The sequence below is a fragment of the Mesorhizobium sp. WSM4823 genome, from assembly GCF_055811195.1.
The window spans coordinates 360,042-383,964 of record NZ_JBVVQL010000005.1; the positions used below are offsets into that span (position 1 = coordinate 360,042).

Sequence of the window (23,923 nt, forward strand, 5' to 3'; positions counted from 1 at the left end):
CATCCGGCTCTAGGGGCCTTGCGGCCCGGTTTTTGCTCCGTAAAGAGCGAGAAACTGCTGCGTCGCCCGGACGGCATCGCCGCCGATCGCCGCATCAGTCATTTCCAGCCGGTCGCCGAGCAGAAGGCGAATCTGCACGTCGCGGGCGACCAGCCCGAAAAAGGTGCGGAATGCCGCTTCGGCATCCGAGAACTCGAGAAGCCCGGCCTGCTGGCCTGCGTCCAGCACCGGCTTCAGGCGCCTGGCCAGCGCGAAGCGGCCATTCTCCAGCACGATGGCGCCGAGATCGTCCTTGCCGGATCCGGCATGGCCGACCGCGACGCGGTTGAGCGCGATCGAGGTGTCGCTCGAAATCACCTTGAGCCAATCCGAAGCGAAGCGCTCGAGGCTGGCCGTCAACGAGGCAAGGTCGAGCCCCTTGCGGTCGACCGGCACCACTCGCACCTTGGACGCCTGCCATTGCACCGTTGCCGTCAAAAGCCCATCGCGATCGCCGAACCATTTGTAGAGCGTTTCCTTGGAACAGCTCGCCCGCCGCGCCACGGCGGTCATGGTCAACTGATCGCCCTCCTCGACCAGCAGGCGAAGGGCCGCGTCGAGCACGGCTTTCTGCCGCTCCGTCAGCACCCCGCTGGTCTCGATGTCGGCGCTTGCCTGCAACAAACTCTTTTCCTGCTCGAAGACAGCGGCATTCAATCAGAAGGCAGTACCGTACGTTACGGTTCTCTATGGCGTATTGTCCGAACCGGTGCAAGCCCCTATCTCAATTTTGACGCTTTCCAAAAAGGGCGGCTTTTACCGGAACGGCGTATCACGGAGGGGAAGATGCTCATCGGCCTGCTCGCCTTGACCGTTACCGCCGCCTTCGCCGGCGCCGCCATCTATGTCAGCGTCGCCGAGCAGCCGGCGCGGCTTCGTCTCGATGACCGGGCGTTGCTGCAGGAATGGCAGCCTTCCTACAAGCGCGGCGCCGCGATGCAGGCGTCGATCGCCGTTGTCGCCTGTGTTCTTGGTGTCATTGCCTGGTGGCAGACCGGCAGTCTCGCCTATCTGGTCGGGGCGGTGTTTATCATCCTGCCCTGGCCATGGACTCTGATCGCAATGATGCCGACAAACCGAGTGCTGGAGGCGATGGACGCGGCCGCCGTCAATCCGCAGTCCCGGGCATTGATCATCAAATGGGGCAATCTGCACCTGATCCGCGTCGCGCTTGGCGTTCTGGCGACATTGGCATTTCTGTGGGGCAGTGCCTGACGGCTGCAATCGACCTTCAGCGCCAACGGCCACATCACTCCAGGGCGGCTGGATGGCGCAGCCGCCCAAGCAGAGCCGACAAGATTTCGAGGTCGTCGTTGGAAAGCCTGGCGCCGACCAGCTCCGCGATCGACCGTCCGTAGACGGCCCACATGCGGCGGCGCGTCTCGCGCCCCTTGCCCGTAATACGGATAGTCTGTCCTCGCCCGTCATCGGCGACCCTGAGCTTCTCGACCAGCCCGTCGGCTTCGAGCCGCGCCAGCAACCGGGAGATGTTGTATTGCGCAAACAATGTGCGCTCGATCAGCTGGAATGGCCGCAACCCGCCCTCACCCGCTTCGGCAAGCTCATGCAGCACGTCGTACCAGCCAAGCGGCGGTAAGCTGCTGTCCTTCAGCGCGTCTTCGGCTCTTTCCACCAGCTGGCGCGAAACGCGCATCAGGCGCGCCCAGGCCTTGATAGCCGCGGGCGAAGGATTGGTTTTCTCCGTCATGGTTGCAGCATAGGAGATAGATGCAGTTGCATCAAGATTGCCAGTGCATGCAATTGCATCTATATAGATGCAGTTGCATTGACACCGGAGGCACTACGATGAAACATGAAATCTGCAAAATCGCCGATATCCCGGAGACGGGCAGCCTGGCGACCGACAAGCTCGTTCTCGTCAGCCATCACCTTTGTCCCTATGTGCAGCGCGCGGCGATCTCGCTCGCCGAAAAGGACATACCGTTCGAACGGATCACCATTGATCTCGCCAACAAGCCGGCCTGGTTCAAGGCGATATCGCCGCTCGGCAAGGTGCCGCTGCTGCGCGTGCAGCGGGATGGCGAGGAAACTGCGATCTTCGAATCGGCGGTCATCCTCGAATTCCTTGAAGAAACGCAGATCAACCCACTCCACCCTGCCGACCCACTGGCCCGCGCCCGCCATCGCGCCTGGATCGAGTACGGCTCGGCCATCCTCAACGCCATCGGTCGCCTCTATTCCGCACCGACCGAGGCCGCCTTCCTTGTCGAAAGCGAAGGTCTGTCGGCGATGTTTGATCGTCTCGAAGCGGAACTGGCGGCTGGCCGAGCTGGACCATGGTTCGCTGGCGAGCGCTTTTCATTGGTCGATGCTGTCTATGGACCAATCTTCCGCTATTTCGACGCCTTCGATCGGATCGGCGATTTCGGCATCCTTAGCGGAAAGCCGCTTGTCGAGGCCTGGCGCAAAGGATTGCACGAACGCAAGTCGGTGAAGGACGCTGTCACCCCGGATTATCCACAGCGCCTTCATGCATTCCTGCAAGCGAGGGGTTCGCATCTTTCGAAACTCATCCGCCGCACCGAGGCAGCCACTGCGCTTCCTCAATCCCGATCCGCCTGAACGGATCGACCAGTGTTCCAGCCACCATCGAGGCAAGGATGTTTGGCGCCGGTGGAATTTTTGCCACCGACGCCACCAGCCTGTCGCGGACAAACGGCATCACGGTCGAATCCGACTGATAGAACGGCGTCAGCATCAGCGACAGCGCCTGAAAGACCCGGACGTGCCACCGCCGCGCCTTGACATAAGTCTCCAGCGCCGCGTCGACGCCGTCAGTCTGCAGCAGCGCGTAGTTGAGCGCCGCCGCGTCGAGCAGCGCCATGTTCGCCCCTTGCCCGAGCTGCGGGCTGGTCGAATGCGCCGCATCGCCGATCACAGCCAATCGCCTTGCGGCCGGCACCTTGAGCGTGTGATGGCCGTAGCGCGCCAGCGAAAGCTGCTCGAAACTGTCGATCTGGCTCGTGAACGCCTCGCATTCGGGCCAAAGCCGAACAACCCTCGCCTTCCACGCGTCAAGGCCTGCCGCCCTCACCTGCCCGGCGTCCGCCGGCTTCAGGCTCCAAAAGAACGCCGCCATCTCCTCGGCGTCCGGCTCCGGCCGGCCGATCGGCAGCACGCCGATCATTACGCTCGCTCTGTCGTAACGCTGCAGCAGGGCGTGCGCATCGAAACGGTCGCCGCGCCAGCCGAGCGACGCCCAGAACGCGCCATAGGCGAGCGGCCGCGGTTCACCCGGATTCTGCACACACTGCCGCAATTTGGAGCGCGAACCGCTGGCATCGACGACCAGGTCGAATGGCCCTGTCCTTCGCCCGTTGCCGCAGACCAGCATTGCGCGCTCGCCGGTTTCCAGTGTCTCGAGCTCGACGCCGGTTTCGATGACGATCGCCTCGCGCTGGACGGCGCGGAAAAGCACGCCGAACAAAGCCGCCCGGTGCACCGCCAGCCCGAAACGACTGCGGCGCTGTGCATCATAGCGGACGTCCAGCACGGTGCGGCCGGTTTTCGCATCAGCGCCATGCAGGCGGTCGATGCGGCTGCCCAACGCGAGGATGTCGTCGAGCAGACCAAGATCGGCAAGCACCGTCAGCCCGGTCGGCTGCAGGATCAGCCCGGATCCGACCGGCTTTGGCTCGTCGAAGCGCTCGAAGATGGTGACCCGATGCCCGGCGCGCCTCAGATAGAGTGCCGTGGCCAGTCCGGCCGGGCCTGCCCCGGCAATCGCGATGTCCAAAGAAATGCCCATTGCCCGCCGAATCTTCCCGCCCGGGCCGGACAGTCCTTCAGCAGTATCGCCAAATCAAGCCGCCGCTTCTGGTATCGATGGGGTTAGGTCTAGACAGCGTCGAAGGCGTTCCGCGCAGCGCGTACAGCGCCATGATTGAGCTCGGCCCACTGAAGCAGCTGGTGCAGCGGCCCAAACATCGAGCGTCCGAGATCGGTCAGACTGTATTCGACGCTCGGCGGCTTGGTCGGGAACACCTCGCGATGGACGTAGCCGTCGCGCTGCAAATCGTGGAGCGTCTGGGTGAGCATGCGCTGTGAAATGTCAGGCACCAGCCGCCGCAATTCGCCAAAGCGGTACGGCTTTTCGGCCAGCGCCATCATCAACAGCGAACTCCATTTGTTGCTGATGCCCTGGATCACGTCGCGGACCGGACAGTCCGCAATGTTCCCCCCGCCGCTGCCCGATTTATAGATCTCGAGCTTCGATCTCAGACTGACGATCTTGCTGTCCATCGCTGGTTCCCTACGCCTGCCTACCTCCCGCAAAACTGCCTTCTTTACGAGGGTCGGTCAATTCCTATTTTAGTGCTGGTCTCTTTTTGAGACCCATATAAGCACCCGCCGCTCCGGCGCAACGACAGGACCTCCCATGACCGAAACCCTTCTCGTCACCGGCGCTTCCGGCCAGCTCGGCCGCGCCGTCATCCATCGCCTCTTGAATACGCTCAAGGTCTCGCCCGCACGCATCATCGCCACCACACGCAATCCGGCAAATCTCGCCGACCTGGCGGCGCGCGGCATCGCCATCAGGCGGGCCGATTTCGACGATACCGAGTCGCTCGTCGAGGCATTCACGGGCGCTGACAGGGTCCTGATCATCTCAACCGACGAGCTCGCACTTCAGGGCAAACGCCTGAAGCAGCATCAGAGCGCGGTCGCGGCAGCCAAGCAGGCCGGCGTTTCGCATCTGCTCTACACCTCTATGCCCAACCCGGAGCCGGGATCGCCGGTGCTGTTTGCGGGCGATCACTACGGCACCGAACAGGCGATCAAGGCGAGCGGCATCCTCTACACGATTTTCCGCAATGGCTGGTATCAGGAGAACCTGTTCATGTCGCTGCCGCACGCCATTGCCTCGGGCCAGTGGTACACATCGGCCGCGGACGGCCGCATCGCCCATGGCGCTCGCGACGACATGGCCGCAGCGATCGCCGCCGGCCTTGCCTCGGGCGCGACCGAAAGCACGATATACACGCTGACGGGTCCGCAGGCGCACACGGTCGCCGAGATCGCAGCCCTGGTGACCGACGTCACCGGCAAACCCATCGAGGTCATCCAGCTTTCGGACGAGGCGCTGGCCGAAGGGCTGAAGGCGGCAGGCGTCCCCGAAGGCTTCGCCCCCGTCATCGTTTCCTTCGACACCAACACGCGCTCGGGACGAATCGGCATGGTGACCGATGCGATCGAGACGCTTTCAGGTAAAAAGCCGCAATCGCTGAAAAATTTCCTCGAGTCGAACAAAGCAACTCTGGCTGGCTGAAGCCGCGGCGGTTCCAAAAAAGGCCGTGCCTTTCGACAGGGCACGGCCTTTTTCTAGATAGCCACCTGCGTTCCGATCTCCACCACACGCCCGGTCGGGATCTGAAAATACTCGGTCGCATCCGCCGCCGTGCGCGCCAGCCCGATGAACAGCTTGTCCTGCCACACCGGCATGCCGGAATTGGGTGATGCCTTGAGTGAGCGCCGCGATAGGAAGAAGGATGTCGTCATGATGTCGAACTTCCAGCCCTGCTTGCGGCAGATCGCCAGCGCACGCGGAATGTTGGGCTGCTCCATGTAGCCGAAGGTCAGCGTCACCCGCATGAACAGCTCGTTGATCGTTTCCATCTTGACCCGGTCACTGTCGGGCACGACGGGCTGCTGCGCCGTCACCACCGAGAGGATGACATTCTGTTCGTGCAGCACCTTATAATGCTTCAGGCTGTGCATCAGCGCGGTCGGCGCGCTGACGGGATCGCTGGTCAGGAACACGGCCGTACCGGACACCAGCTGCGGTTTCTTCTTCAACAGATTGCCGGCAAGGAAATCGAGCGGAATCTCGTTCCTGCGCGTCTTGTCGAATAGATAGCGACTGCCGCGTATCCAGGTCCCCATGATCAGCCCCATGATGCAGGCAACAGCGATCGAAACCCATCCGCCTTCCACAAATTTCACAATATTTGCCAGGAAGAAGCCGGTGTCTATCGTGCCAAAGAGCAGCGCGAGCGCCGCAGCGAGCGCGGTCTGCCATTTCCATTGCCAGCGCATCACCACGAATAGCAAAATAGTCGTCATCAGCATTTCGCCTGTCACCGAAATTCCATAGGCGGAAGCGAGCGAACTCGAACTGCCAAAGCCGACGACCAGCAGCATTACGCCGAGCGCGAGAATGAGATTCACGCGCGGCATGTAAATTTGGCCGAGTTGCATCTCGGAAGTATGCTGAACTTCGATTCTGGGCAGAAGATTGAGCTGTACCGCCTGCCGGGTCAGCGAAAACGCCCCGGAGATAACGGCTTGACTTGCAATGACCGTCGCTGCTGTTGCGAGCCCGACCATCGGTATCAGCGCCCAATCTGGCAGCATTTGGAAAAACGGGTTATCGGGCAGCCCCCCGTGGGCAAGAACGAATGCGCCTTGCCCAAAATAGCTAAGCAGCAGGCAGGGGAAGACGATCCAGAACCAGGCCAGCACGATTGGACGGCGACCGAAGTGGCCGAGATCGACGTACAGTGCTTCAGCACCGGTGACCGCCAGAAAAACCGCGCCGACTGTGAGAAATGCCCCCGCCTTGGCTTCGGCAAGGTAGACGACTGCATAATAGGGATTGATCGCCAAAAGCACCGAGGGATCGTCCCAAATATGCAGCAATCCGGCAATGCCGATCGCCAGAAACCAGAGCCCCGTCACCGGCCCGAAAACGGAGGCCACTCTACCGGTCCCGAAGCGCTGCACGGCAAACAAGACGGCAAGAATCACCAATGTAATGGGAACCACGTACGGATCGAACGCCGGGGTCACGACGCTCAGGCCCTCCACCGCTGAAAGCACCGAGATGGCCGGCGTTATGATCGCGTCGCCGAAAAACAATGCGGCTCCGCAGAGACCAATGGCAAGAATGATGCCGGAACCAGCCGGATAGGCTTTCCTGGCCAGCGCCATGAGCGACAGAGTGCCGCCCTCGCCGTTATTGTCCGCCCGAAGCACGAAAGCGACATATTTTATTGTCACGATGATCGTCAGTGCCCAGACGATCAGCGACAGAATGCCCAGAACGGCACTGCGCGGATCGGTGCCGGACGAAGCATGTAGTGCCTCGCGAAGCGCGTAGATCGGGCTGGTACCGATGTCGCCATAGACCACGCCGAGTGCGCCCAGCATCAGTACCTTGGTGCTGTGCTGTCCAACCTCAGAATGGCTTGATTGTTCGACGGGTTCTGCCTCACTACCACTATTGGTAAGGGCCATGGACAACACTCCGATAAGCGCGCGGTGCTCTACGCTTGCTGCGATGCAATATCAAGTGCCCCAACGTGATGGCTGCCATGTCCGCAAAGCGAGGCTTCCATCTCTACCACCCACAGGCCTTCAGAAATCTTTTGACCGTGCTGGCCATGCCATACTCCAACGCATCGGCTGTCAACCCATGTCCGATCGACACTTCGGCCAATGCCGGAATGCGCTTTGCCAATGCCGGCAGGTTGCTCACCACCAGATCGTGCCCGGCATTGACCTGAAGCCCGGCGGCAAGTGCGGCATCCGCGGTTTTTCCCAATCTTTCCAACTCCTTTGCCGCTTTTGCGGAATCGGAATGATAGCTGCCATACGGACCCGTGTAGAGCTCGATCCGGTCTGCGCCGGTGTCGCGCGCGGCCTTCACGCCTGCTGGATCCGAATCGGAAAACAAAGATACGCGAAAGCCTCCCTTTTTCAGGCGCTTGACGATCGGTGTCAGGAACGCCGCGTCGGCAACGAAGTTCCAACCATGATCGGAGGTAGCCTGGGCAGGGTCGTCCGGCACCAGCGTCACCTGCTCCGGCTGGTGCTTTTCCACAAGCGCCAGAAAATCCTCATTCGGATAGCCCTCAATATTGAACTCTGCCTTGGGGAATTCGTCGTCGATCAGCGCCCTGATCTCCGGCAGGTCGGAATGCCTTGTGTGCCGCTCGTCGGGTCGCGGATGCACCGTCAGTCCATGCGCACCCGCGGCAAGTGCGATGCGCCCGAGCCCTGTGACGCTCGGCCATGGCAGGTCTCGCCGGTTGCGAAGCATGGCGATGGCATTAAGATTGACGGAGAGTTTTGCAGGCATGGCTTCTCTGGTCCGGATGTATTAGCGGCCATCTATACCGCCTTTGGCGGGAACGGACAGGGGGTTTCCGGTGTTCCAGAGGGACGGATGATGTCCAGCAAGAGGAAGACCCCGTGAATTACCTTGAAGCCGTGCCTGCGGTTCGCCGCATCGACGCCGACCGCGACGACCTGTTCGCCATCGATGTCGTCGGCCATGTAACGGGAGCCGACGCGGAAAACCTGTTCGGTTTGCTGGAGGCGGCATACGCGTTGCACCCGAAAATCGACGTGCTGGTGCGCCTGATCGATCATGATGGCGTCGATTGGGGCGATGTGTCGGACGAAACGCTTGAACAGGGCACGACCCATGCCGTGGAGCATGTCGGCCGCTGCGCTGCGGTTGGCGAGCCGAACTGGATACCCGACGCGCAGAGCTTGTTGTCTGCTTCCTCTCCGGTCGAGCTCAGGCATTTCGAGGCAGAAGACGAAGCATCCGCCTGGGAATGGCTCGGCGCCAAACCGCTTGCCCCACGGTGATGCAGCTCCAGTCCCCGGGCGGCTCCACCTATCTGACAATCGTCAGCCGCTCGGCCGCACGCGTGATCGCGGTATAGAGCCAGCGCTGGCGGGTTTCCTTGAACGCCCAGCTTTCGTCGAAAAGCACGATCTCGTTCCATTGCGATCCCTGCGCCTTGTGCACGGTCAGCGCGTAGCCATAGTCGAAATCGTCGAAGCGCTTTTTCTGCTGCCAGGGAATATCGGCGTCTGGTTCCTCGAACGCCGCTTTGAGCAGCTTGATCTTGGCGACGCCGCGGTCCGGATCGTCCTCCTCCGGTGAGACCAGCAAATTGATGCCGGGCTTCACCGTCTCGCGCGACGAGGTCATCACCTTCCACAGCGAGCCGTTGAGCAACCCCTTGGCTGGGTCGTTGCGCAGGCAGACGAGCTTGTCGCCTGCTTGGGGATAATCGGCATTGAACCCCTTCAGCTCGCGCAGCCGCTGATTATAGCGACGCCGCGTCCTGTTGGTGCCGACCAGCACCTGGTCCGCCTTCAGCACCAGCTCCTGAGTGACGTCTTCCTTGCCGATCACCTGCGCCGTGCCATAGTCGCCGCGCATGAATTCGCGCCCCTCGCGCACGTCGAGCGCCAGCCGCAGGATCGGATTGTCGCGCGCCTGACGGTGGATTTCGGTGAGCAGGATGTCGGGCTCATGGTCGGTGAAGAAACCGCCGCCCGAGATCGGCGGCAACTGGCCGGGATCGCCGAGGACGAGGATCGGCGTGCCGAAACTCATCAGGTCGCGGCCGAGCTGTTCGTCGACCATCGAGCATTCGTCGATGACGACGAGCTTGGCACGCGAGATCGGGCTTTGCCGGTTGAGCGAGAAAGTCGGCGACATCGAGGTCTTGCCGGTCACTTCGTCCGCCACCGATTCCTCGCCCTTAGGCCGGTAGATCAGCGAATGGATGGTGCGGGCATTGACCGCCCCCTTGGAACGCAGCACCTGCGCCGCCTTGCCGGTGAAGGCTGCGAACTGCACCTGGCCGTCGACATGTTCGGCGAAATAGCGCGCCAGCGTCGTCTTGCCGGTGCCGGCATAGCCGAACAGCCGGAAGAGCTGCGGCTTTCCGGTCTTGAGCCAGTTGGCTACCGCCTTCAGCGCATCGTCCTGTTGAGGAGAGAATTCCATCAGCGCGAGAGACCGGATTCGCGAGGGAAAGACAAGGCCGACGGCCACCGTCATCAGATCATCGGCGGCGGGCCGCACCGACACCAATGAAAGCTATCAGGCAGAAACAGGAACGTAAAGAGAACAAACGCCTGTCCGCAATGACCTAGCCGGTCCGGGAGCCACGACCTTCGGTCGACCTGGGATCGTTCTCGAGCAGAATCGGCTTGCCATGCGGCGTTGCATGCGCGGCGCGTTCCCAGGCAGCGGCGAGCGCATCGACGTCGCCCTTGCCGGCAACCCCTTTGGTCGACAGCAAATTTTCCAGCGCCGCGAGCCAGTGCTCGTAATAATCGTGGCCATCGGTTGCGGCGCCGGGCTTCTTGACCTCAGCAGACAAGGCGTCCGCCCATTCGCTCCAGGAAAACAGGCCCTTGTCGTGCAGCGCAACCGCCATGGCGAAGGCTTCCGCCTGCCATGGCTCGGCGAAGACCGGCTCGTCGAAACCCGCCGGCAGTTCTTCACGCCGGCTCAAGATAGCTCTCCCAGGCATCGATCGACACGGTCAGCGTCGGGTCGGCGCCCTCGCCCCAGATCTCCGCGCCGTCGAAAGCCACTGTATAGACCCATTGCGGGTTCTCGCCCTGGCCATGCGCATTCGCATCAGGGAAGACAAAACCATCGCGCACCGCCTCGACGACGCCTTGCTTGCCACGGGCGTAGCGCGGCAGCCTTGTGTGGCCGGTCGGATGGAAATTCTTCGTGCGCACCAGGTCGCCTGCCTTGAACCGCGCCGGCGTAGCGATCGGTCGGTCGCAGGGGCCGCCCTTGGCCAACACATCAGGCACGTTTTCGGCTTTCAGCACCCGCTTTGGCGTCGCCGCTGGATCGACCGCGTTGCCCGCGGCCAGATCGCGGTCGCTGACGAAGCCATGCCGCTTCAGCAAGGTTTCCAGCGCCTTGATCCATATCTGATAGTAGCTGGAGGCATAATAGTCGGCGGGATGTAGCGATTCCCGCGCATGCCGGCTCTCGTCGATGGTCCAAGCACCCATCGCGCCGGCGGTGAGCGTCACACCCAGCGCCCGCCTTTCCCAGGCGGCATGGAAATACGGCTCGTCCTTTTCGGGTGCGACCGGCCCGAACCCCATCTGCCCACCGAGATCATGCGGTGCGTTCATGCCGGCTCCTTCGCCAGCGCCGTACCGATCATCGCGTCGCGCGTCACCAGATCCGCCAGCCGCTCCTCGCTCCATCCGTCGGTGCCCTTCGGCCGCATCGGCACGACCAGATAGCGAAGCTCGGCGGTGGAATCCCATACCCGGATTTTTGTTGTCGCGGGTAGCGTCAGCCCGAACTCCTCGAGCACGCCGCGCGGATCGATCACCGCGCGCGAACGATAGGGTGGCGACTTGTACCAGACCGGCGGCAAGCCGAGCACCGACCACGGATAGCAGGAGCACAGCGTGCAGACGACAAGGTTGTGCGTCTCCTCTGAATTGAACGCCGCCTGCATGTGCTCGCCTTGCCGGCCGGTATAGCTCAGCGATTCGATCGCCGCCGTCGCATCGCGTTTCAGCCAGGCGGCGAAGCCGGCATCGGCCCAGGCCTTCGCCACCACCCGCGCGCCGTTGCGCGGACCGATTTTTGTCTCGTAGGTGTCGACGATCACGTCGATCGCGGCCGGATCGATCAGCCCTTTCTGGGTAAGGATCGTCTCCAGCGCGCGCACCCGGGCGGCAAAAGGATCAAGCTCGTTATCGTGGTTATGATCATGTGACATGGCTGCAAATTACGACTGCACGCATCCCGCCGCAAGCGCCGCGGCTTGGGCCAGCCCTATCGGCCTCTATTCCGCTGCCGCCTTCTGCGGCTCGCCCTGCAACGCTTCTCCGCCCTCGAACAGCGAAGGCTGGTCGATGGCTTCGACGGGTAGCTGCTCGTCCCGACGCCTCGGCCACAGCCCGACAAGCCAGCCGGAAAGATGCTCCATGTAGACATAGATCACCGGCGTGACGAACAGCGTCAGCGCTTGCGAAGCGACCAGGCCGCCGACCACTGCCACGCCGAGCGGCTGGCGCAGTTCCGCGCTGGCGCCGGTCCCAAGCGCGATCGGGATCGTGCCCATCAGCGCCGCCAGCGTCGTCATCATGATCGGCCGGAAGCGCATCAGGCAGGCCTTGTGAATGGATTCGAGCGGCGACATCCCCTCACGCCTGAGTTCGAGCGCGACGTCGATCATCATGATGCCGTTCTTCTTGACGATGCCGATCAGCATCAGGATGCCGATGACGGCGATCACCGACAAGTCCATTCCCGCAAGCCGCAACGCAACAAGCGCGCCGAGCACGGCCGACGGCAGTCCGGTCAGGATGGTGAGCGGGTGGATGAAGCTTTCGTAGAGGATGCCGAGGACGATGTAGATGGTCAGGATCGCGCCGCCGATCAGCAGGCCCTGGTTGGCAAGCGAATCCTGGAACGTTTTCGCCGTGCCAGAAAAGGTGGTCGAGATCGTCGCCGGCATGCCGATCTCTTCCTTCAGCGCATTGATGCGGGTCACGCTGTCGCCGAGCGCGACGCCCTGCGGCAGATTGTAGGAGATGGTCACCGCCGGAAGCTGGCCGAGCTGATTGACGGTCAAGGCACCGGCGGTCCGATCGACACGGGCGAAAGCGCCGAGCGGCACCAGGCTACCGCTGGACGTTCTCACCTTGATCGCCAGCATTCTTTCTGGCGACCACTCGATTCTCGGGTCGAGCTCCATGATCACCTCGTAGCTGTCGGCGGAGCCGAAGATGGTCGACACCTGCTCGGTGCCGAAACCGCCATAGAGGCTGGAGCGCAACGTATCGGTGTCGACGCCGAGCGTCGCCGCCTTGTCGCGGTCGACCACCAGCGACGCCTGCAAGGCGTTATTCTGCAAATCATTGGTGACATCTGTGAAGACGCTGTGGTCGGCGGCCATCGCGTCGGTGAGCTTCTGCGCCCAAACGTCCGCCGCGCCGATGTCGAGACCCTGCACGACGAGCTGATAGGCGCTGGCCGAAGCGCGCGCGCCGAGCCGTAGATTCTGCACCGGCTGCATGAAGGTTTCGATGCCGGGAACATTGGCCAGTTGCCGCCGCAGATCCGAAAGCACCTTGTCGATGGCGGGGCGCTGGTCCTTGTCCTTCAATTGCACATAGAGCCGGCCCTGGTTGAGCGCGTTGTCTCCGCTGCCTACCGACCACCCTACATGCGAGACGTAAGGTGAATGGGTAAAGACATCAGCCACTTGCCCCTGCAGCTTCACCATGGCGTCGAACGAAATGTCCTGGCGCGCGGTGGTCGTCACCGAAATCTGGCCGATATCCTCCTGCGGGAAGAAGCCCTTCGGCGAGGTCTGGATCAGCCAGACCGACAGTGCGGCCGTCCCGACGAAGACGAGAAAAACCAGGAAACTGTGCCGCAGGCAAAAGATCAGCAGCCAGTCATAGCCCCGCATGAAGACATTGTGCCTGTGACCTTCGCCCTGCACTGCCTCGCGCTCGGCCTTCACAGACAAAAGCCGCGAACACAGCATCGGCGTCAGCGTCAGCGATACGAACATCGACGCCAGGATGGCGACTGTCACCACCACCGCGAACTCGTTGAAGATGCGCCCGATCACTCCGCCCATCAAAAGCACGGGGATGAATACAGCCACCAGCGAGATCGAAATCGAGATGATGGTGAAGCCGATTTCGCGCGCACCCTTGAGCGCCGCGTCGAAGGCCGAGAGCCCGTCCTCCTCCATGTGGCGAAAAATGTTCTCCAGCATGACGATCGCATCGTCGACGACGAGGCCAACCGCCAGCGTCAGACCCATCAGCGAAATGTTGTCGATGGAAAAGCCAAACAGGAACATGGCGCCGAGCGTGGCGATCAGCGAGATCGGCACCGCCACCGCCGGGATGATCGTCGCCGTTACCCGGCGCAGGAACAGAAAGATCACCATCACCACCAGCGCGATGGTGAGCAGCAGCGTGAACTGGACGTCGTCGACCGCCTCGCGGATCGAAGTCGAGCGGTCATTGAGCAACTGTATGCTGGCCGCCGCCGGCATTTGATCCTGGAAGGACGGCAGCATCGCCTTGACGCGATCGACGACATCGACGGTGTTGGCATCGGGCTGGCGCTGCACGGCCATGATGATGGCGCGGGTGCCGTCGTACCAGCTGGCTGTCGTCGTGGTCTCGACCGAATCGATGACGCGGGTCACCTCGCCGAGCCGCACCGGATGGCCGTTCCTGGTGGCTATGATGATGTTTGAAAATCCCGCCGCGTTGGTCAGCTGAGTATTGGCTGTGATCGTCAGCTGCTGCTTGTCGTTCTGCAGCACGCCGAGCGGCGTGTTGCTGTTGGCCGAGGCGATTGCCGTCTGCAGCTGGTCGATTGAAATGCCGCGTGCGGCGAGCGCCGTCGGATCGATCTGGACACGCACGGCGTATTTCTGCTGGCCGAAGATCGAGACCTGCGCCACACCCTCGATCGTCGACAGCGACGGCGAGATCACATTCTCGGCGAAGGCATCGAGATCGGTCAGCGGAACTGTGTCGCTGACCAGCGACATCAGCAGGATCGGCGCATCGGCCGGATTGACCTTGCGGTAGCTCGGCGGACTGGTCATCTCGGGCGGCAATTGCCGCTGCGTTCTCGCGATCGCCGCCTGCACGTCGGCGGCGGCTGCATCGATACCCCTGTCGAGCACGAATTGGATGGCGATCGAGGTCTGGCCGAGCGAGTTGGTCGTCGAGATCGAATCGATGCCGGCGATGGTGGCGAACTGCTTGATCAGCGGCGTTGCCACCGAAGTCGCCATGGTTTCCGGCGAGGCGCCGGGCAGCGAGGCCGAGACGTTGACCACCGGAAACTCGGCGCTCGGCAGAGCGGCCACCGGCAGGAACTTGTAAGCGAACAGCCCGCCCAACACGAGCGCAAAGGACATGAGCAGGGTGGCGACGGGCCTGCGGATGCAGAATTCGGAGATCATGGGGGCGGCCCGCCAGTCTCGGCAACCTTGGGAGACGCTTGATCACTAGGCCCGGCCGAAGCTTCGGCTTCGCGGACCGGCGAGCCGTTCTTCAGCCTTGTTTGGCCCTCGACGACGACACGTTCGCCGCTCTTTAGCCCCTCGCCGATAGCGCTGTTGTCGCCTTCGGTCAGTGCGACCTGCACGGGGCGCATCTCCACCGTGTTGTCAGGCTTGATCACATAGACGAACGGCCCCTTCTGGCTGGGCTGGACCGCAACCGTGGGAACGGAGGTCATTTGCGGCATGATGCCGGCATCGAGTACGACGTTCACATATTGGCCCGGCCACAGCGAAAGATCGGCATTGGGCACGCTGGCCCTCGTCGCGATCGTGCCGGACGCCGTGTCGACACTGGAATCGACGAAATCGAGGGGCCCCTTGCCGATCGGTGTCGGATCGCCATCCCTGGTCAGCGTGACTGCGCCTACCTGCGGCGCCGCCAGCGCCTTATGCAGCAAGGCAAGATCGCTTTCCGGAAGATTGAAGTTCACCTGCAGCGGGTCCACCTGGGTGATGGTCACCAGCGGGGTCGACGTGCTGCTGCCGTTGCTGGTGGTGACGAGATCGCCGATGGCGACGCTGACCGCGCCAAGCCTGCCGGCAATCGGCGCCGTGATCGTGGCAAAGCCAAGTTGGACCTCGTCCGCATCGATTGTCGCCTTGTCGGCATCGACCGTGGCGGCAGCGGACTTCTGCGCGGCGATCGCCTGATCATAGGTCTGCTGCGTGCCGGCCTGCCTGGCGACAAGATTCTTAGCGCGTTCAAGATCGGCCGTGGCACTGGCCAGCAGTGCTAGGTCCTTGGCGAGCGTCGCCTGGTCACGGGCCAGTTGCGCCTTCAGAGCACGATCGTCCAGCGAGAATAGAAGGTCGCCAGCCCTGACCATCTGGCCGTCCTTGACGGCGATCGATGTGATCTGGCTCGAGATCCGCGCGTTCACGCTGACCACTGCGGGGGAGGATACAAAGCCGATGGCGTAGCGCCGGATCGGGAAATCGGCCGTCGAAGCGGTGGCGGCAACCACCGAGGTCGAACGTGCGGCATTTGCGGCGGCCGCCGGTTTGTCAGGCGCCGCCTGCCCCGCTGACAGCACCTGCCGGAGCTTGTCCGTTGCAGCGGGCGAAAGATAGAGCCCAGCCGCGACAAGGCAGGCGACCGCAAGCACGATCTTTCCACGCATCGTCAAAAGCCTTCTGTCCGACACGCCGTGGTTCGGTGGTCATATCTTGGCGTAACTCGCAGCCTCGTGCCGCAGGTGCACCAGATAGATAGAAGGCGCCGAAGGCGAAAAAGTGCCAAAAGCCGGCATTACGAAGATTTAATGTGCAGTGCACAATAATTCGAAAGCTATCGCAGCATCGGCCACAGCGTCGCTGCGAGCAGCACGCCCATGGCGATGTTGAACCATTTCAGCCGCACCGGATCAGAGAGAAAACCGCGCAGCGCCGTGCCGAAACCTGCCCACACCGAAACGCTCGGCAGGTTGACGATGGTGAAGGCTATCGAAATCAACGCCACCGACAAGAACGGGTGCTCCGGATTGGCGTAGACGGCCATGGCAGTGATCGCCATGACCCAAGCCTTGGGATTGACCCATTGGAACGCTGCCGCATCGATGAAACGCATCGGTCGCGCCTTGGCCTCGCCCTTGCCGCTGAGCGAACGCGACATGGCGATCTTCCAGGCGAGGTAAAGCAAATACGCGCCGCCCGCGATCTTCAACCCGGTGTGCAGAACCGGAAACGCAGTTAGCACCGCGCCCAGACCGAAGCCGACGGCCAGCAACAACACGAGAAAGCCGATGCTGATGCCCAGCATGTGCGGAATGGTTTTGGCGAAACCGAAATTCACGCCGGAAGCCAAAAGCATGAAGTTGTTCGGACCCGGCGTGATCGAGGTTACGAAGGCGTAGACCAGCAGGGCAAGGAATGCGTCGAGGGTCATGGCTTCCTCCCAGGCGGGTCAGCAATATTGTCCTTTTACCTCAGACGCACAAAGGCCACCTCACGGCGGCAGCCGGGCCAGAAGATCAGGATCAAGGCGACAGAATAAATACAGGCGGCGCCGAAGCACTGGACTCAAGCGCCGGACGATCACATTCCTTGCGGGCCGCGGTTCAACGCCGCCACGCCGGTGCGGCAGATTTCGACTAGGCCAAGCGGCTTCATGATGGCGATGAACTGGTCGATCTTGGAGCCCTTGCCGGTGATCTCGAAGATGAAATGCTCGGTGTTGGCGTCGATGACGCTGGCGCGGAAGGCATCGGCCAGCCTCAGCGCCTCGACGCGGGCTTCGCCGGTGCCGGCCACTTTCACCAGCGCTAGTTCGCGTTCAAGCGGCCGGTCCTGGCCGAGCTCGTGCGAGCGCACAGTGAGATCGACGACACGGTGCACCGGCACGATGCGCTCGAGCTGATGCTTGATCTGCTCCAACACATGCGGCGTGCCGCGCGTCACGATGGTGATGCGCGACAGGTGCTTCTCATGTTCGGTTTCGGAAACCGTCAGGCTCTCGATGTTGTAGCCGCGTCCGGAAAACAGCCCGATGACCCGGGCAAGCACGCCCGGCTCATTGTCGACCAGCACGGAAAGCGTGTGGGTCTCCGGCTTTTCCGTTTCCTTGGCGATGAAGTAAGCGGAACCGGTTGGTTGAAGCTGTGCGTTCATGACATGAATCTCGATTTCAAACTTTTGAGCTAATTATCTGTTTCCGCACGGCTTCTCTAGACAAGCCCTGCCTCGGCTTGCGCGCTACACCAGTTCCCTGCCTTTGGCGTCGATGGCATTGGCCACCGCTTCGTCGGTCGCCTCGTCCGGCAAGAGCATCTCGTTGTGCGCCTTGCCTGACGGGATCATCGGGAAGCAGTTGGCAAGTGTGGCCACGCGGCAGTCGAAGATCACCGGCTTCTTCACCGAAATCATCTCCTTGATCGCGTCGTCCAGCTCGTCCGGCTTCTCGCAGCGAATGCCGTGGCCGCCATAGGCTTCGGCAAGCTTGACGAAATCCGGCATCGCTTCCGTGTAGGAATGCGACAGCCGGTTGCCGTGCAGAAGCTGCTGCCACTGCCGCACCATGCCCATATACTGGTTGTTGAGGATGAAGATCTTGATCGGCGCGTCGTGCTGCACCGCCGCGCTCATCTCCTGCATCGTCATCTGCACCGAGGCATCGCCGGCAATGTCGATGACCAGCGCATCCGGATGCGCGATCTGCACGCCGAGCGCCGCCGGCAGGCCGTAGCCCATCGTGCCGAGCCCACCCGATGTCATCCAGCGGTTCGGCTTTTCAAAGTGATAGTGCTGCGCCGCCCACATCTGGTGCTGGCCGACCTCGGTGGTGATGTAGGTGTCCATGTCCTTGGTCAGCGCGTAAAGCCGCTGGACGGCGTATTGCGGCATGATCACGTCGTGGTTCATCCTGTAGGCGAGCGAATCCCGCGCCCGCCATTTCGCGATCTGCTCCCACCACGGGTGAAGCGCCTTCTTGTCGGCCTTGGCGGTCGCCCGCCACAGCCGCACGAGATCCTCCAGCACCCGGCCGACATCGCCGATGATGGGCACGTCGGTGTGGACGTTCTTGTTGATCGACGACGGATCGATGTCGATATGGATCTTCTTCGAGTTCGGCGAGAACGCGGTGAGCCGGCCAGTGATGCGGTCGTCGAAGCGCGCGCCGATGCAGACCATGACGTCGCAATCATGCATCGCCATATTGGCTTCATAGGTGCCGTGCATGCCGAGCATGCCCAGCCAGTTCTTGCCCGACGCCGGATAGGCGCCAAGACCCATCAGCGTCGAGGTAATCGGAAAGCCGGTGAGGTCGACCAGTTCGCGCAGCAGATGGCTGGCCTCCGGGCCGGAATTGATGACGCCGCCGCCGGTATAGAGGATCGGCTTTTTGGCGGCCGCCATCAGTTCGACCGCCGCCTTGATCTTGTCCAGGTCGCCCTGGACCTTTGGCTGGTAGCTGGTGCGCGGCGCCGTCTGCGGCGGCACATAGATGCCCTTGGCGAACTGCACGTCCTTCGGGATGTCGACGACGACCGGACCAGGACGTCCTGTCGTCGCGACATGAAACGCCTCGTGGATGATTGCCGCGAGATCGTTGACGTCCTTCACCAGCCAATTATGCTTGGTGCAGGGCCGCGTGATGCCGATCGTGTCGCACTCCTGGAAGGCATCCGAGCCGATCAGCGAGGTCGGCACCTGACCGGTCAGGCAGACCAGCGGGATCGAATCCATCAGCGCATCCTGCAGCGGCGTCACCGCGTTGGTGGCGCCCGGCCCCGAGGTCACCAGCATGACCCCGGCCTTGCCGGTCGAGCGCGCATAGCCCTCCGCCGCATGACCCGCGCCTTGCTCGTGACGGACGAGGATGTGCTCGACATCGTCCTGTTGAAAGATTTCGTCATAGATCGGGAGAACCGCGCCGCCCGGATAGCCGAAAACATGTTCGACGCCATTGTCCTTCAGCGCCTGCACCACCATTTCGGCACCGGTCATTTCGCGCCGCTCGTTCTGTCCACTGCTCATCGGTCTGATCCCGTACTGTCCGCCATCGGGCGATTGCTGGTCGTTTAGTCGTGTTTCGGGCAATAAAAAAGGCCCCCGAGGGAGCCTGTGTCTGCGCATGGGAGGTTTTCGCCCGGCGGTTACACCGCCTTGCCCACGCGCTTTCCTACGAGAATAAGTGCCTTTTTCATGGTGGCGGACAATAGAATTGGTTTTGCGCCGCTGTCAACGGCCAATGTGCACACGACGCCTGACGGCGGCACATTCCCCCTTGTGCAATCCGCGCGGCATTTCCGCCGCGCGGGTCTTCCGTTTCAGGCCCTGAGCACCACGCCCCTCGCCTTAGCCCAGCGCTCGACAATCTTGCGCTCCTCCAGCGAGGCGAGACGATTGCCGAAACCGCGCACCTGCACCGCACGGTTTTGCGGGCCGAGCTCGATCGTCAACAACCGCTCGATTTTGCCGAGCGCTGCGCGCCGCAGCACCCATATCGAAGCGTCTCCGGCAATGCATTTGGCCGCATACATCGAGACGCAATGATGCATCGCTCGGCTCTCGGCAACCAGATCCTCGGCTGTCTTGAGCTGGCGAACGAAGAAACGCTCGCCATGGGCCTTCGCCTCCTTGGAGGATGGCTGCCATTCCCAGTCCTCAAGGCGCGAGCCGTCCCAGGTGCGGCCCTGCGACTGCATTCCGGCAGTACGCGGAGCCCGCCCGGCAGCGCGGCGGCGCATTGCCTCGATGCGTTCGATCGCGGCAATGTCGCGATGCCATTCCAACATTTGCCGGCGCAACGAGGCGAGCGTACGACCCTTCAGGCTGTACGCTGCATCACGCTGGCGCATGGCACCGATATAGTCGCACAGATCATCGATGTCCTCCTTCGACGCTGGATGCCCGCAGAAAAATCGCGTCACCTCGCGCCAGAAGACCAACTCCCCGCGCGGCGTGCGCGCAATTTTCGTTCGCGCAAGTCGGGCCGCTAACCCCGGATCATCCGTATAGGACCGGGCGATCGCCAACCAAAACGCCTCGTCGAACGTGAAATCGCCGCACAGGTTCAAGAAGCAATGGACCTCTTTGCGGGACAGCCAGGCATTGGCGCCCGCCTTGTAGAGCGAGTCGCCACGCGCTACCGCGATATACCAGGCCTTGCGGAGCGCAATCTCGCTGGCATCCAGCCCCGAACTGTCCAGCCAGATGCCCTCGAGCGCGGCCGAAACCGGGTAACACGCATAAAGATGGCGCGCCGCGGCCAGCCGCAAGCGCGCGCGGTCGCGCGTCTTCAGCTTTGGACGCCACAGCGCACCGTCGCGGATCGCTATACCGGCAAAGCCCCGCCGTGCCTCGTCTAGCGCCCGCTCAAAATCCGGAGCGGGACGCGCGACGGGAGAAACCCGCCGCAGCGTTATGGCATATGCTTCAATGCGTTCGCGCTCGGCTTCCTGCCTGCGCTGGATCATGGACTTCGCCATGGCCATTCTTCCTGATTAGTACCCTGTCAGCCGCACGCAATTCCAGCGTCGGCACGGAATGTGTCGATCTAGGTTGCCGGGTCATTGACAAGGGTCTCCTTTCAGGAGGACGGGTTAGGAACGGGCGGTTCCCTAAGCTCACGGGAAACTGGACGCAAGAGCCATTCTTTCAACATTTACAATGGTCTGATGGGGTGTTGCAAAGGTGCAACTTTGGTCTTCAGGCAGCCACGATTGTCGGCAGCGAACTCTCGGCTCCTCGGTGCGCGCGAAATGTGGGGCGAATGGCTCGCCGCCGAGCGGACCAGCGCACGCCATAATTTTGCGATAACCCATTGAAACTACACCAAACTATTTGACGACGTGACGCAGCGCATAGTTTGCCGCGATACTCCGGTCAGCCGGGCTGGGAGGGTCCGGCAAAACCACGATGACGACCAGGACTTCACGGGAGGAAATTGATGCTCGACAAGGCCCCAACCAAGAAACTCTCCGACCTGCTCGACCAATTCGGCGCAGCGCTTGCGGCCGGTGATATCGACAAGGCGGTCGGGTGCTTTCAGGAAGACTGCTACTGGCGCGACCTGGTGACCTTCACCTGGAACATCAAGACTATGGAAGGTCGCGACCAGGTGCGCGACATGCTGATGAGCCAGTTGGCGAAGACAAAACCTTCGAACTGGGCAATCGCCAAGGGCGAAGACGCCAGCGAGAGCGACGGGCTGCTCGAAGGCTGGATCAGCTTCGAAACGGAGGTGGCGCGCGGCTTCGGCCATATCAGGCTGAAGAACGGCAAGATCTGGACGCTGCTCACCACCATGGTCGAGCTGAAGGGGCACGAAGAACCCGCCGGTTTCGCCCGACCGATGGGCGCCAAGCACGGGCACGGAAAAAACCGGCCGACCTGGAAGGAGGAGCGCGAGAAAGAAGCCGCCGAACTCGGCTTTGTCAGTCAGCCGCACACGCTCATCATCGGCGGCGGCCAAGGCGGCATCGCGTTAGGCGCTCGGCTGAGGCAGCTCGGCGTGCCGACCATCATCGTCGAGAAGAACGAGCGCGCCGGCGATTCATGGCGAAAGCGCTACAAGTCGCTCTGCCTGCACGACCCGGTCTGGTACGACCATCTGCCCTATATCGACTTCCCCCGGAACTGGCCGGTCTTCTCGCCCAAGGACAAGATCGGCGACTGGCTTGAAATGTACACCAAGGTCATGGAGCTGAACTATTGGTCCTCTACGGAGGCAAAGAGCGCCACCTATGACGACGAGAAGAAGGAATGGACGGTCGTCGTCCACCGCGACGGCAAAGATATCACGTTGAAGCCGAAGCAGCTGGTGCTGGCGACGGGACAGTCAGGCAAAGCCAACATGCCGAAATTCAAGGGCATGGACAACTTCAGGGGTGATCAGCACCATTCCTCGAAGCACCCCGGCCCGGATGCCTATGCCGGCAAGCGCGCCGTCGTCATCGGCTCGAACAACTCAGCCCATGACATCGCCGCAGCCCTTTGGGAGGCCGGCGCCGATGTCACCATGGTGCAGCGCTCGACCACCCATATCTCCAGATCTGACACGCTGATGGAAATCGGACTGGGTTCGCTCTACTCGGAAAAAGCCGTGCAAGGCGGGATGACCACGGCCAAGGCCGACCTCGTCTTTGCGTCCCTGCCCTACAAGATCCTGCATGAATTCCAGATCCCGGCGTACGCCGAGATGAAGAAGCGAGACGCCAAATTCTACGAGGGGCTGGAAAAGGCAGGATTCATGCTCGACTGGGGCGATGACGATTCCGGCCTGTTCATGAAATATCTCAGGCGCGGCTCAGGCTACTACATCGATGTCGGCGCTTCCGACCTCATCATCGACGGGTCGATCAAGCTGAAAAGCGGCGTCGAGGTTAAGGAGGTCCGGGAGCATTCGGTCCTGCTTAGTGACGGATCGGACCTGCCGGCCGACCTCATCGTCTACGCCACCGGCTATGGCTCGATGAACGGCTGGGCGGCCGACCTGATATCCAGGGACGTTGCCGATAAGGTCGGGAAATGCTGGGGCCTCGGCTCCAACACCACCAAGGATCCCGGCCCCTGGGAGGGCGAATTGCGCAATATGTGGAAGCCGACGCAACAGGAGGCGCTGTGGTTCCATGGCGGCAATTTGCACCAGTCGCGCCACTATTCGCAATTCCTGTCCCTGCAGTTGAAGGCACGGCACGAAGGCATCGAAACGCCGGTCTACGGGCTGCAGCAAGTCCATCACAAGGGATAGCAGCGCGGTAGTACAGAAGGGAGGTGCGGCGAATGCCGCGCCTCCTCTGTAATCAGGCGGCAGGAGCGTCGGGTGCGGATACCGGCTGGTTCTGCGTGGCTGCCAGCGCGTCGCGCAGGGCCTGCTCCTTGGTGTGGTCGAGTGAGGTTTTCAGCACGGTGCCGCCCGATCCTTTCAGATCCTCGAGCACCTTGTCGGCTGTCATCTTACGGACCAACACGAACAGTGCCGCGTTGCCGGGCTGCAGGCTTGACCCGAGTTCCTTCATGAACTTGTCGTTGATGCCGAAATCGCTCAGCGCGCCGCCAAGAGCGCCCGAGGCAGCGCCAACCGCCGCTCCTACGACCGGCATTAGGAAGATCATTCCGACGAGGAGCCCCCAGAAGCTGCCGGAGACCGCTCCAGCGGTGGTTGGGTTGAAGAGTTGATTGAGCTTGACGTCACCGCTCTCCTGCTTCACCGCGATCACCGCATCGCTGAGTTCGATCAGGTATTCCTTCTGCAATTCGAACAGCCGCTTGCGCACCTTTTCCGCCTTGGCTTCGGTCGAATAGACGATGGCGATCAAATCGGACATGGAATAGCTCCTTGCTGGCTTGCAAATGCTCGGCAGTTTTGTTGCATCCTACGAAATCTTCGTGACAGGTATTGTGTGTGCTTCGTGTCGCTCAACCGGCGATGCGCGCACGGCGCATCTTCGGACGGCCGTAGGGCGGCACTGCGAAAGGCCGAAAGATACTCGAAGCAGTACTTAACTGTCTATCTGCCCGGCCATGCTATTCGAGATACTTACCCGTGCGATTATCTGTAGAAAAATCAAACGGAG

At 62.0% G+C, this 23,923-nt stretch carries 22 protein-coding genes; 5 read left to right on the plus strand and 17 right to left on the minus strand.

Annotated features, from left to right (window positions below; genetic code table 11):
- Positions 1-9: 9 nt before the first annotated feature.
- Entirely contained in the window at positions 10-663 is a 654-nt protein-coding gene (locus AC0L26_RS16545; RefSeq protein WP_473633488.1) for a TetR/AcrR family transcriptional regulator, read from the minus strand.
- A gap of 162 nt (positions 664-825) precedes the next feature.
- Between AC0L26_RS16545 and AC0L26_RS16550 the strand changes: the two genes are divergently transcribed.
- The gene (locus tag AC0L26_RS16550; RefSeq protein WP_473633489.1) at positions 826-1,254 is read left to right on the plus strand and encodes an anthrone oxygenase family protein; all 429 of its coding nucleotides are present in this window, start codon (positions 826-828) and stop codon (positions 1,252-1,254) included.
- 34 nt (positions 1,255-1,288) lie between these two features.
- Here the strand turns inward: AC0L26_RS16550 and AC0L26_RS16555 are convergent, their stop codons facing one another.
- A complete protein-coding gene (locus AC0L26_RS16555; protein ID WP_473633490.1) occupies positions 1,289-1,747 on the minus strand; it encodes a MarR family winged helix-turn-helix transcriptional regulator in 459 nt (152 codons plus the stop codon).
- A gap of 98 nt (positions 1,748-1,845) precedes the next feature.
- On the opposite strand from AC0L26_RS16555, the gene AC0L26_RS16560 reads away from it, so the two are divergent.
- Complete coding sequence (locus tag AC0L26_RS16560; RefSeq protein ID WP_473633491.1) at positions 1,846-2,622, plus strand: glutathione S-transferase family protein; 777 nt, start codon at positions 1,846-1,848, stop codon at positions 2,620-2,622.
- Here AC0L26_RS16560 and AC0L26_RS16565 read toward each other — a convergent pair.
- Entirely contained in the window at positions 2,570-3,808 is a 1,239-nt protein-coding gene (locus AC0L26_RS16565) for an FAD-dependent oxidoreductase (protein ID WP_473633492.1), read from the minus strand. The genes AC0L26_RS16560 and AC0L26_RS16565 overlap by 53 nt on opposite strands.
- Before the next feature lie 89 nt (positions 3,809-3,897).
- Complete coding sequence (locus AC0L26_RS16570) at positions 3,898-4,302, minus strand: winged helix-turn-helix transcriptional regulator (protein ID WP_473633493.1); 405 nt, start codon at positions 4,300-4,302, stop codon at positions 3,898-3,900.
- Between the two features lie 136 nt (positions 4,303-4,438).
- Here AC0L26_RS16570 and AC0L26_RS16575 point away from each other — a divergent pair, with 136 nt between their 5' ends.
- Entirely contained in the window at positions 4,439-5,329 is an 891-nt protein-coding gene (locus AC0L26_RS16575; protein ID WP_473633494.1) for an SDR family oxidoreductase, read from the plus strand.
- A 53-nt stretch (positions 5,330-5,382) separates the two neighbouring features.
- On the opposite strand, the gene AC0L26_RS16580 is transcribed toward AC0L26_RS16575, so the two are convergent.
- Together AC0L26_RS16580 and AC0L26_RS16585 are read right to left on the minus strand one after the other, a co-directional pair.
- Positions 5,383-7,296: a potassium transporter Kup gene (locus tag AC0L26_RS16580; RefSeq protein ID WP_473633557.1), complete on the minus strand. Its 1,914-nt coding sequence runs from the start codon at positions 7,294-7,296 to the stop codon at positions 5,383-5,385.
- Between the two features lie 103 nt (positions 7,297-7,399).
- Positions 7,400-8,140 (minus strand): pyridoxine 5'-phosphate synthase, encoded by a 741-nt coding sequence (locus AC0L26_RS16585; protein WP_473633495.1) that lies wholly within the window; start codon positions 8,138-8,140, stop codon positions 7,400-7,402.
- A 113-nt stretch (positions 8,141-8,253) separates the two neighbouring features.
- On the opposite strand from AC0L26_RS16585, the gene AC0L26_RS16590 reads away from it, so the two are divergent.
- A complete protein-coding gene (locus AC0L26_RS16590) occupies positions 8,254-8,658 on the plus strand; it encodes a SpoIIAA family protein (RefSeq protein WP_473633496.1) in 405 nt (134 codons plus the stop codon).
- Between the two features lie 28 nt (positions 8,659-8,686).
- On the opposite strand, the gene AC0L26_RS16595 is transcribed toward AC0L26_RS16590, so the two are convergent.
- The 10 genes from AC0L26_RS16595 to AC0L26_RS16640 all read right to left on the minus strand — a co-directional run bounded on the left by AC0L26_RS16595 (position 8,687) and on the right by AC0L26_RS16640 (position 20,833).
- On the minus strand, positions 8,687-9,814 hold the full coding sequence (locus AC0L26_RS16595; protein WP_473633558.1) for an ATP-dependent DNA helicase: 1,128 nt from the start codon (positions 9,812-9,814) through the stop codon (positions 8,687-8,689).
- Positions 9,815-9,959: 145 nt separating this feature from the next.
- Entirely contained in the window at positions 9,960-10,328 is a 369-nt protein-coding gene (locus tag AC0L26_RS16600) for a nitrile hydratase accessory protein (protein ID WP_473633497.1), read from the minus strand.
- Positions 10,315-10,974 carry a nitrile hydratase subunit beta gene (gene nthB / locus AC0L26_RS16605; RefSeq protein ID WP_473633498.1) on the minus strand — a complete coding sequence of 220 codons (660 nt, stop codon included), beginning with the start codon at positions 10,972-10,974 and terminating at the stop codon, positions 10,315-10,317. Before nthB ends, AC0L26_RS16600 begins: the two co-directional genes overlap by 14 nt.
- Positions 10,971-11,576 carry a nitrile hydratase subunit alpha gene (gene nthA / locus AC0L26_RS16610; protein WP_473633499.1) on the minus strand — a complete coding sequence of 202 codons (606 nt, stop codon included), beginning with the start codon at positions 11,574-11,576 and terminating at the stop codon, positions 10,971-10,973. Before nthA ends, nthB begins: the two co-directional genes overlap by 4 nt.
- 66 nt (positions 11,577-11,642) lie before the next feature.
- Positions 11,643-14,804: an efflux RND transporter permease subunit gene (locus AC0L26_RS16615; RefSeq protein WP_473633500.1), complete on the minus strand. Its 3,162-nt coding sequence runs from the start codon at positions 14,802-14,804 to the stop codon at positions 11,643-11,645.
- On the minus strand, positions 14,801-16,027 hold the full coding sequence (locus AC0L26_RS16620; RefSeq protein WP_473633501.1) for an efflux RND transporter periplasmic adaptor subunit: 1,227 nt from the start codon (positions 16,025-16,027) through the stop codon (positions 14,801-14,803). The genes AC0L26_RS16615 and AC0L26_RS16620 overlap by 4 nt, the downstream gene beginning before the upstream one ends.
- Positions 16,028-16,194: 167 nt before the next feature.
- On the minus strand, positions 16,195-16,791 hold the full coding sequence (locus tag AC0L26_RS16625; protein ID WP_473633502.1) for a LysE family translocator: 597 nt from the start codon (positions 16,789-16,791) through the stop codon (positions 16,195-16,197).
- A gap of 149 nt (positions 16,792-16,940) precedes the next feature.
- On the minus strand, positions 16,941-17,513 hold the full coding sequence (ilvN, locus tag AC0L26_RS16630) for an acetolactate synthase small subunit (protein ID WP_095483396.1): 573 nt from the start codon (positions 17,511-17,513) through the stop codon (positions 16,941-16,943).
- Positions 17,514-17,597: 84 nt separating this feature from the next.
- Positions 17,598-19,379 (minus strand): acetolactate synthase 3 large subunit, encoded by a 1,782-nt coding sequence (locus AC0L26_RS16635; RefSeq protein ID WP_473633503.1) that lies wholly within the window; start codon positions 19,377-19,379, stop codon positions 17,598-17,600.
- Positions 19,380-19,672: 293 nt separating this feature from the next.
- On the minus strand, positions 19,673-20,833 hold the full coding sequence (locus AC0L26_RS16640; protein ID WP_473633504.1) for a PcfJ domain-containing protein: 1,161 nt from the start codon (positions 20,831-20,833) through the stop codon (positions 19,673-19,675).
- 461 nt (positions 20,834-21,294) lie between these two features.
- On the opposite strand from AC0L26_RS16640, the gene AC0L26_RS16645 reads away from it, so the two are divergent.
- Positions 21,295-23,097, plus strand: coding sequence for an NAD(P)-binding domain-containing protein (locus AC0L26_RS16645; RefSeq protein ID WP_473633505.1), 1,803 nt, complete (start codon positions 21,295-21,297; stop codon positions 23,095-23,097).
- Between the two features lie 52 nt (positions 23,098-23,149).
- On the opposite strand, the gene AC0L26_RS16650 is transcribed toward AC0L26_RS16645, so the two are convergent.
- Positions 23,150-23,674 (minus strand): DUF1269 domain-containing protein, encoded by a 525-nt coding sequence (locus AC0L26_RS16650; RefSeq protein WP_352932161.1) that lies wholly within the window; start codon positions 23,672-23,674, stop codon positions 23,150-23,152.
- Positions 23,675-23,923: the final 249 nt, after the last annotated feature.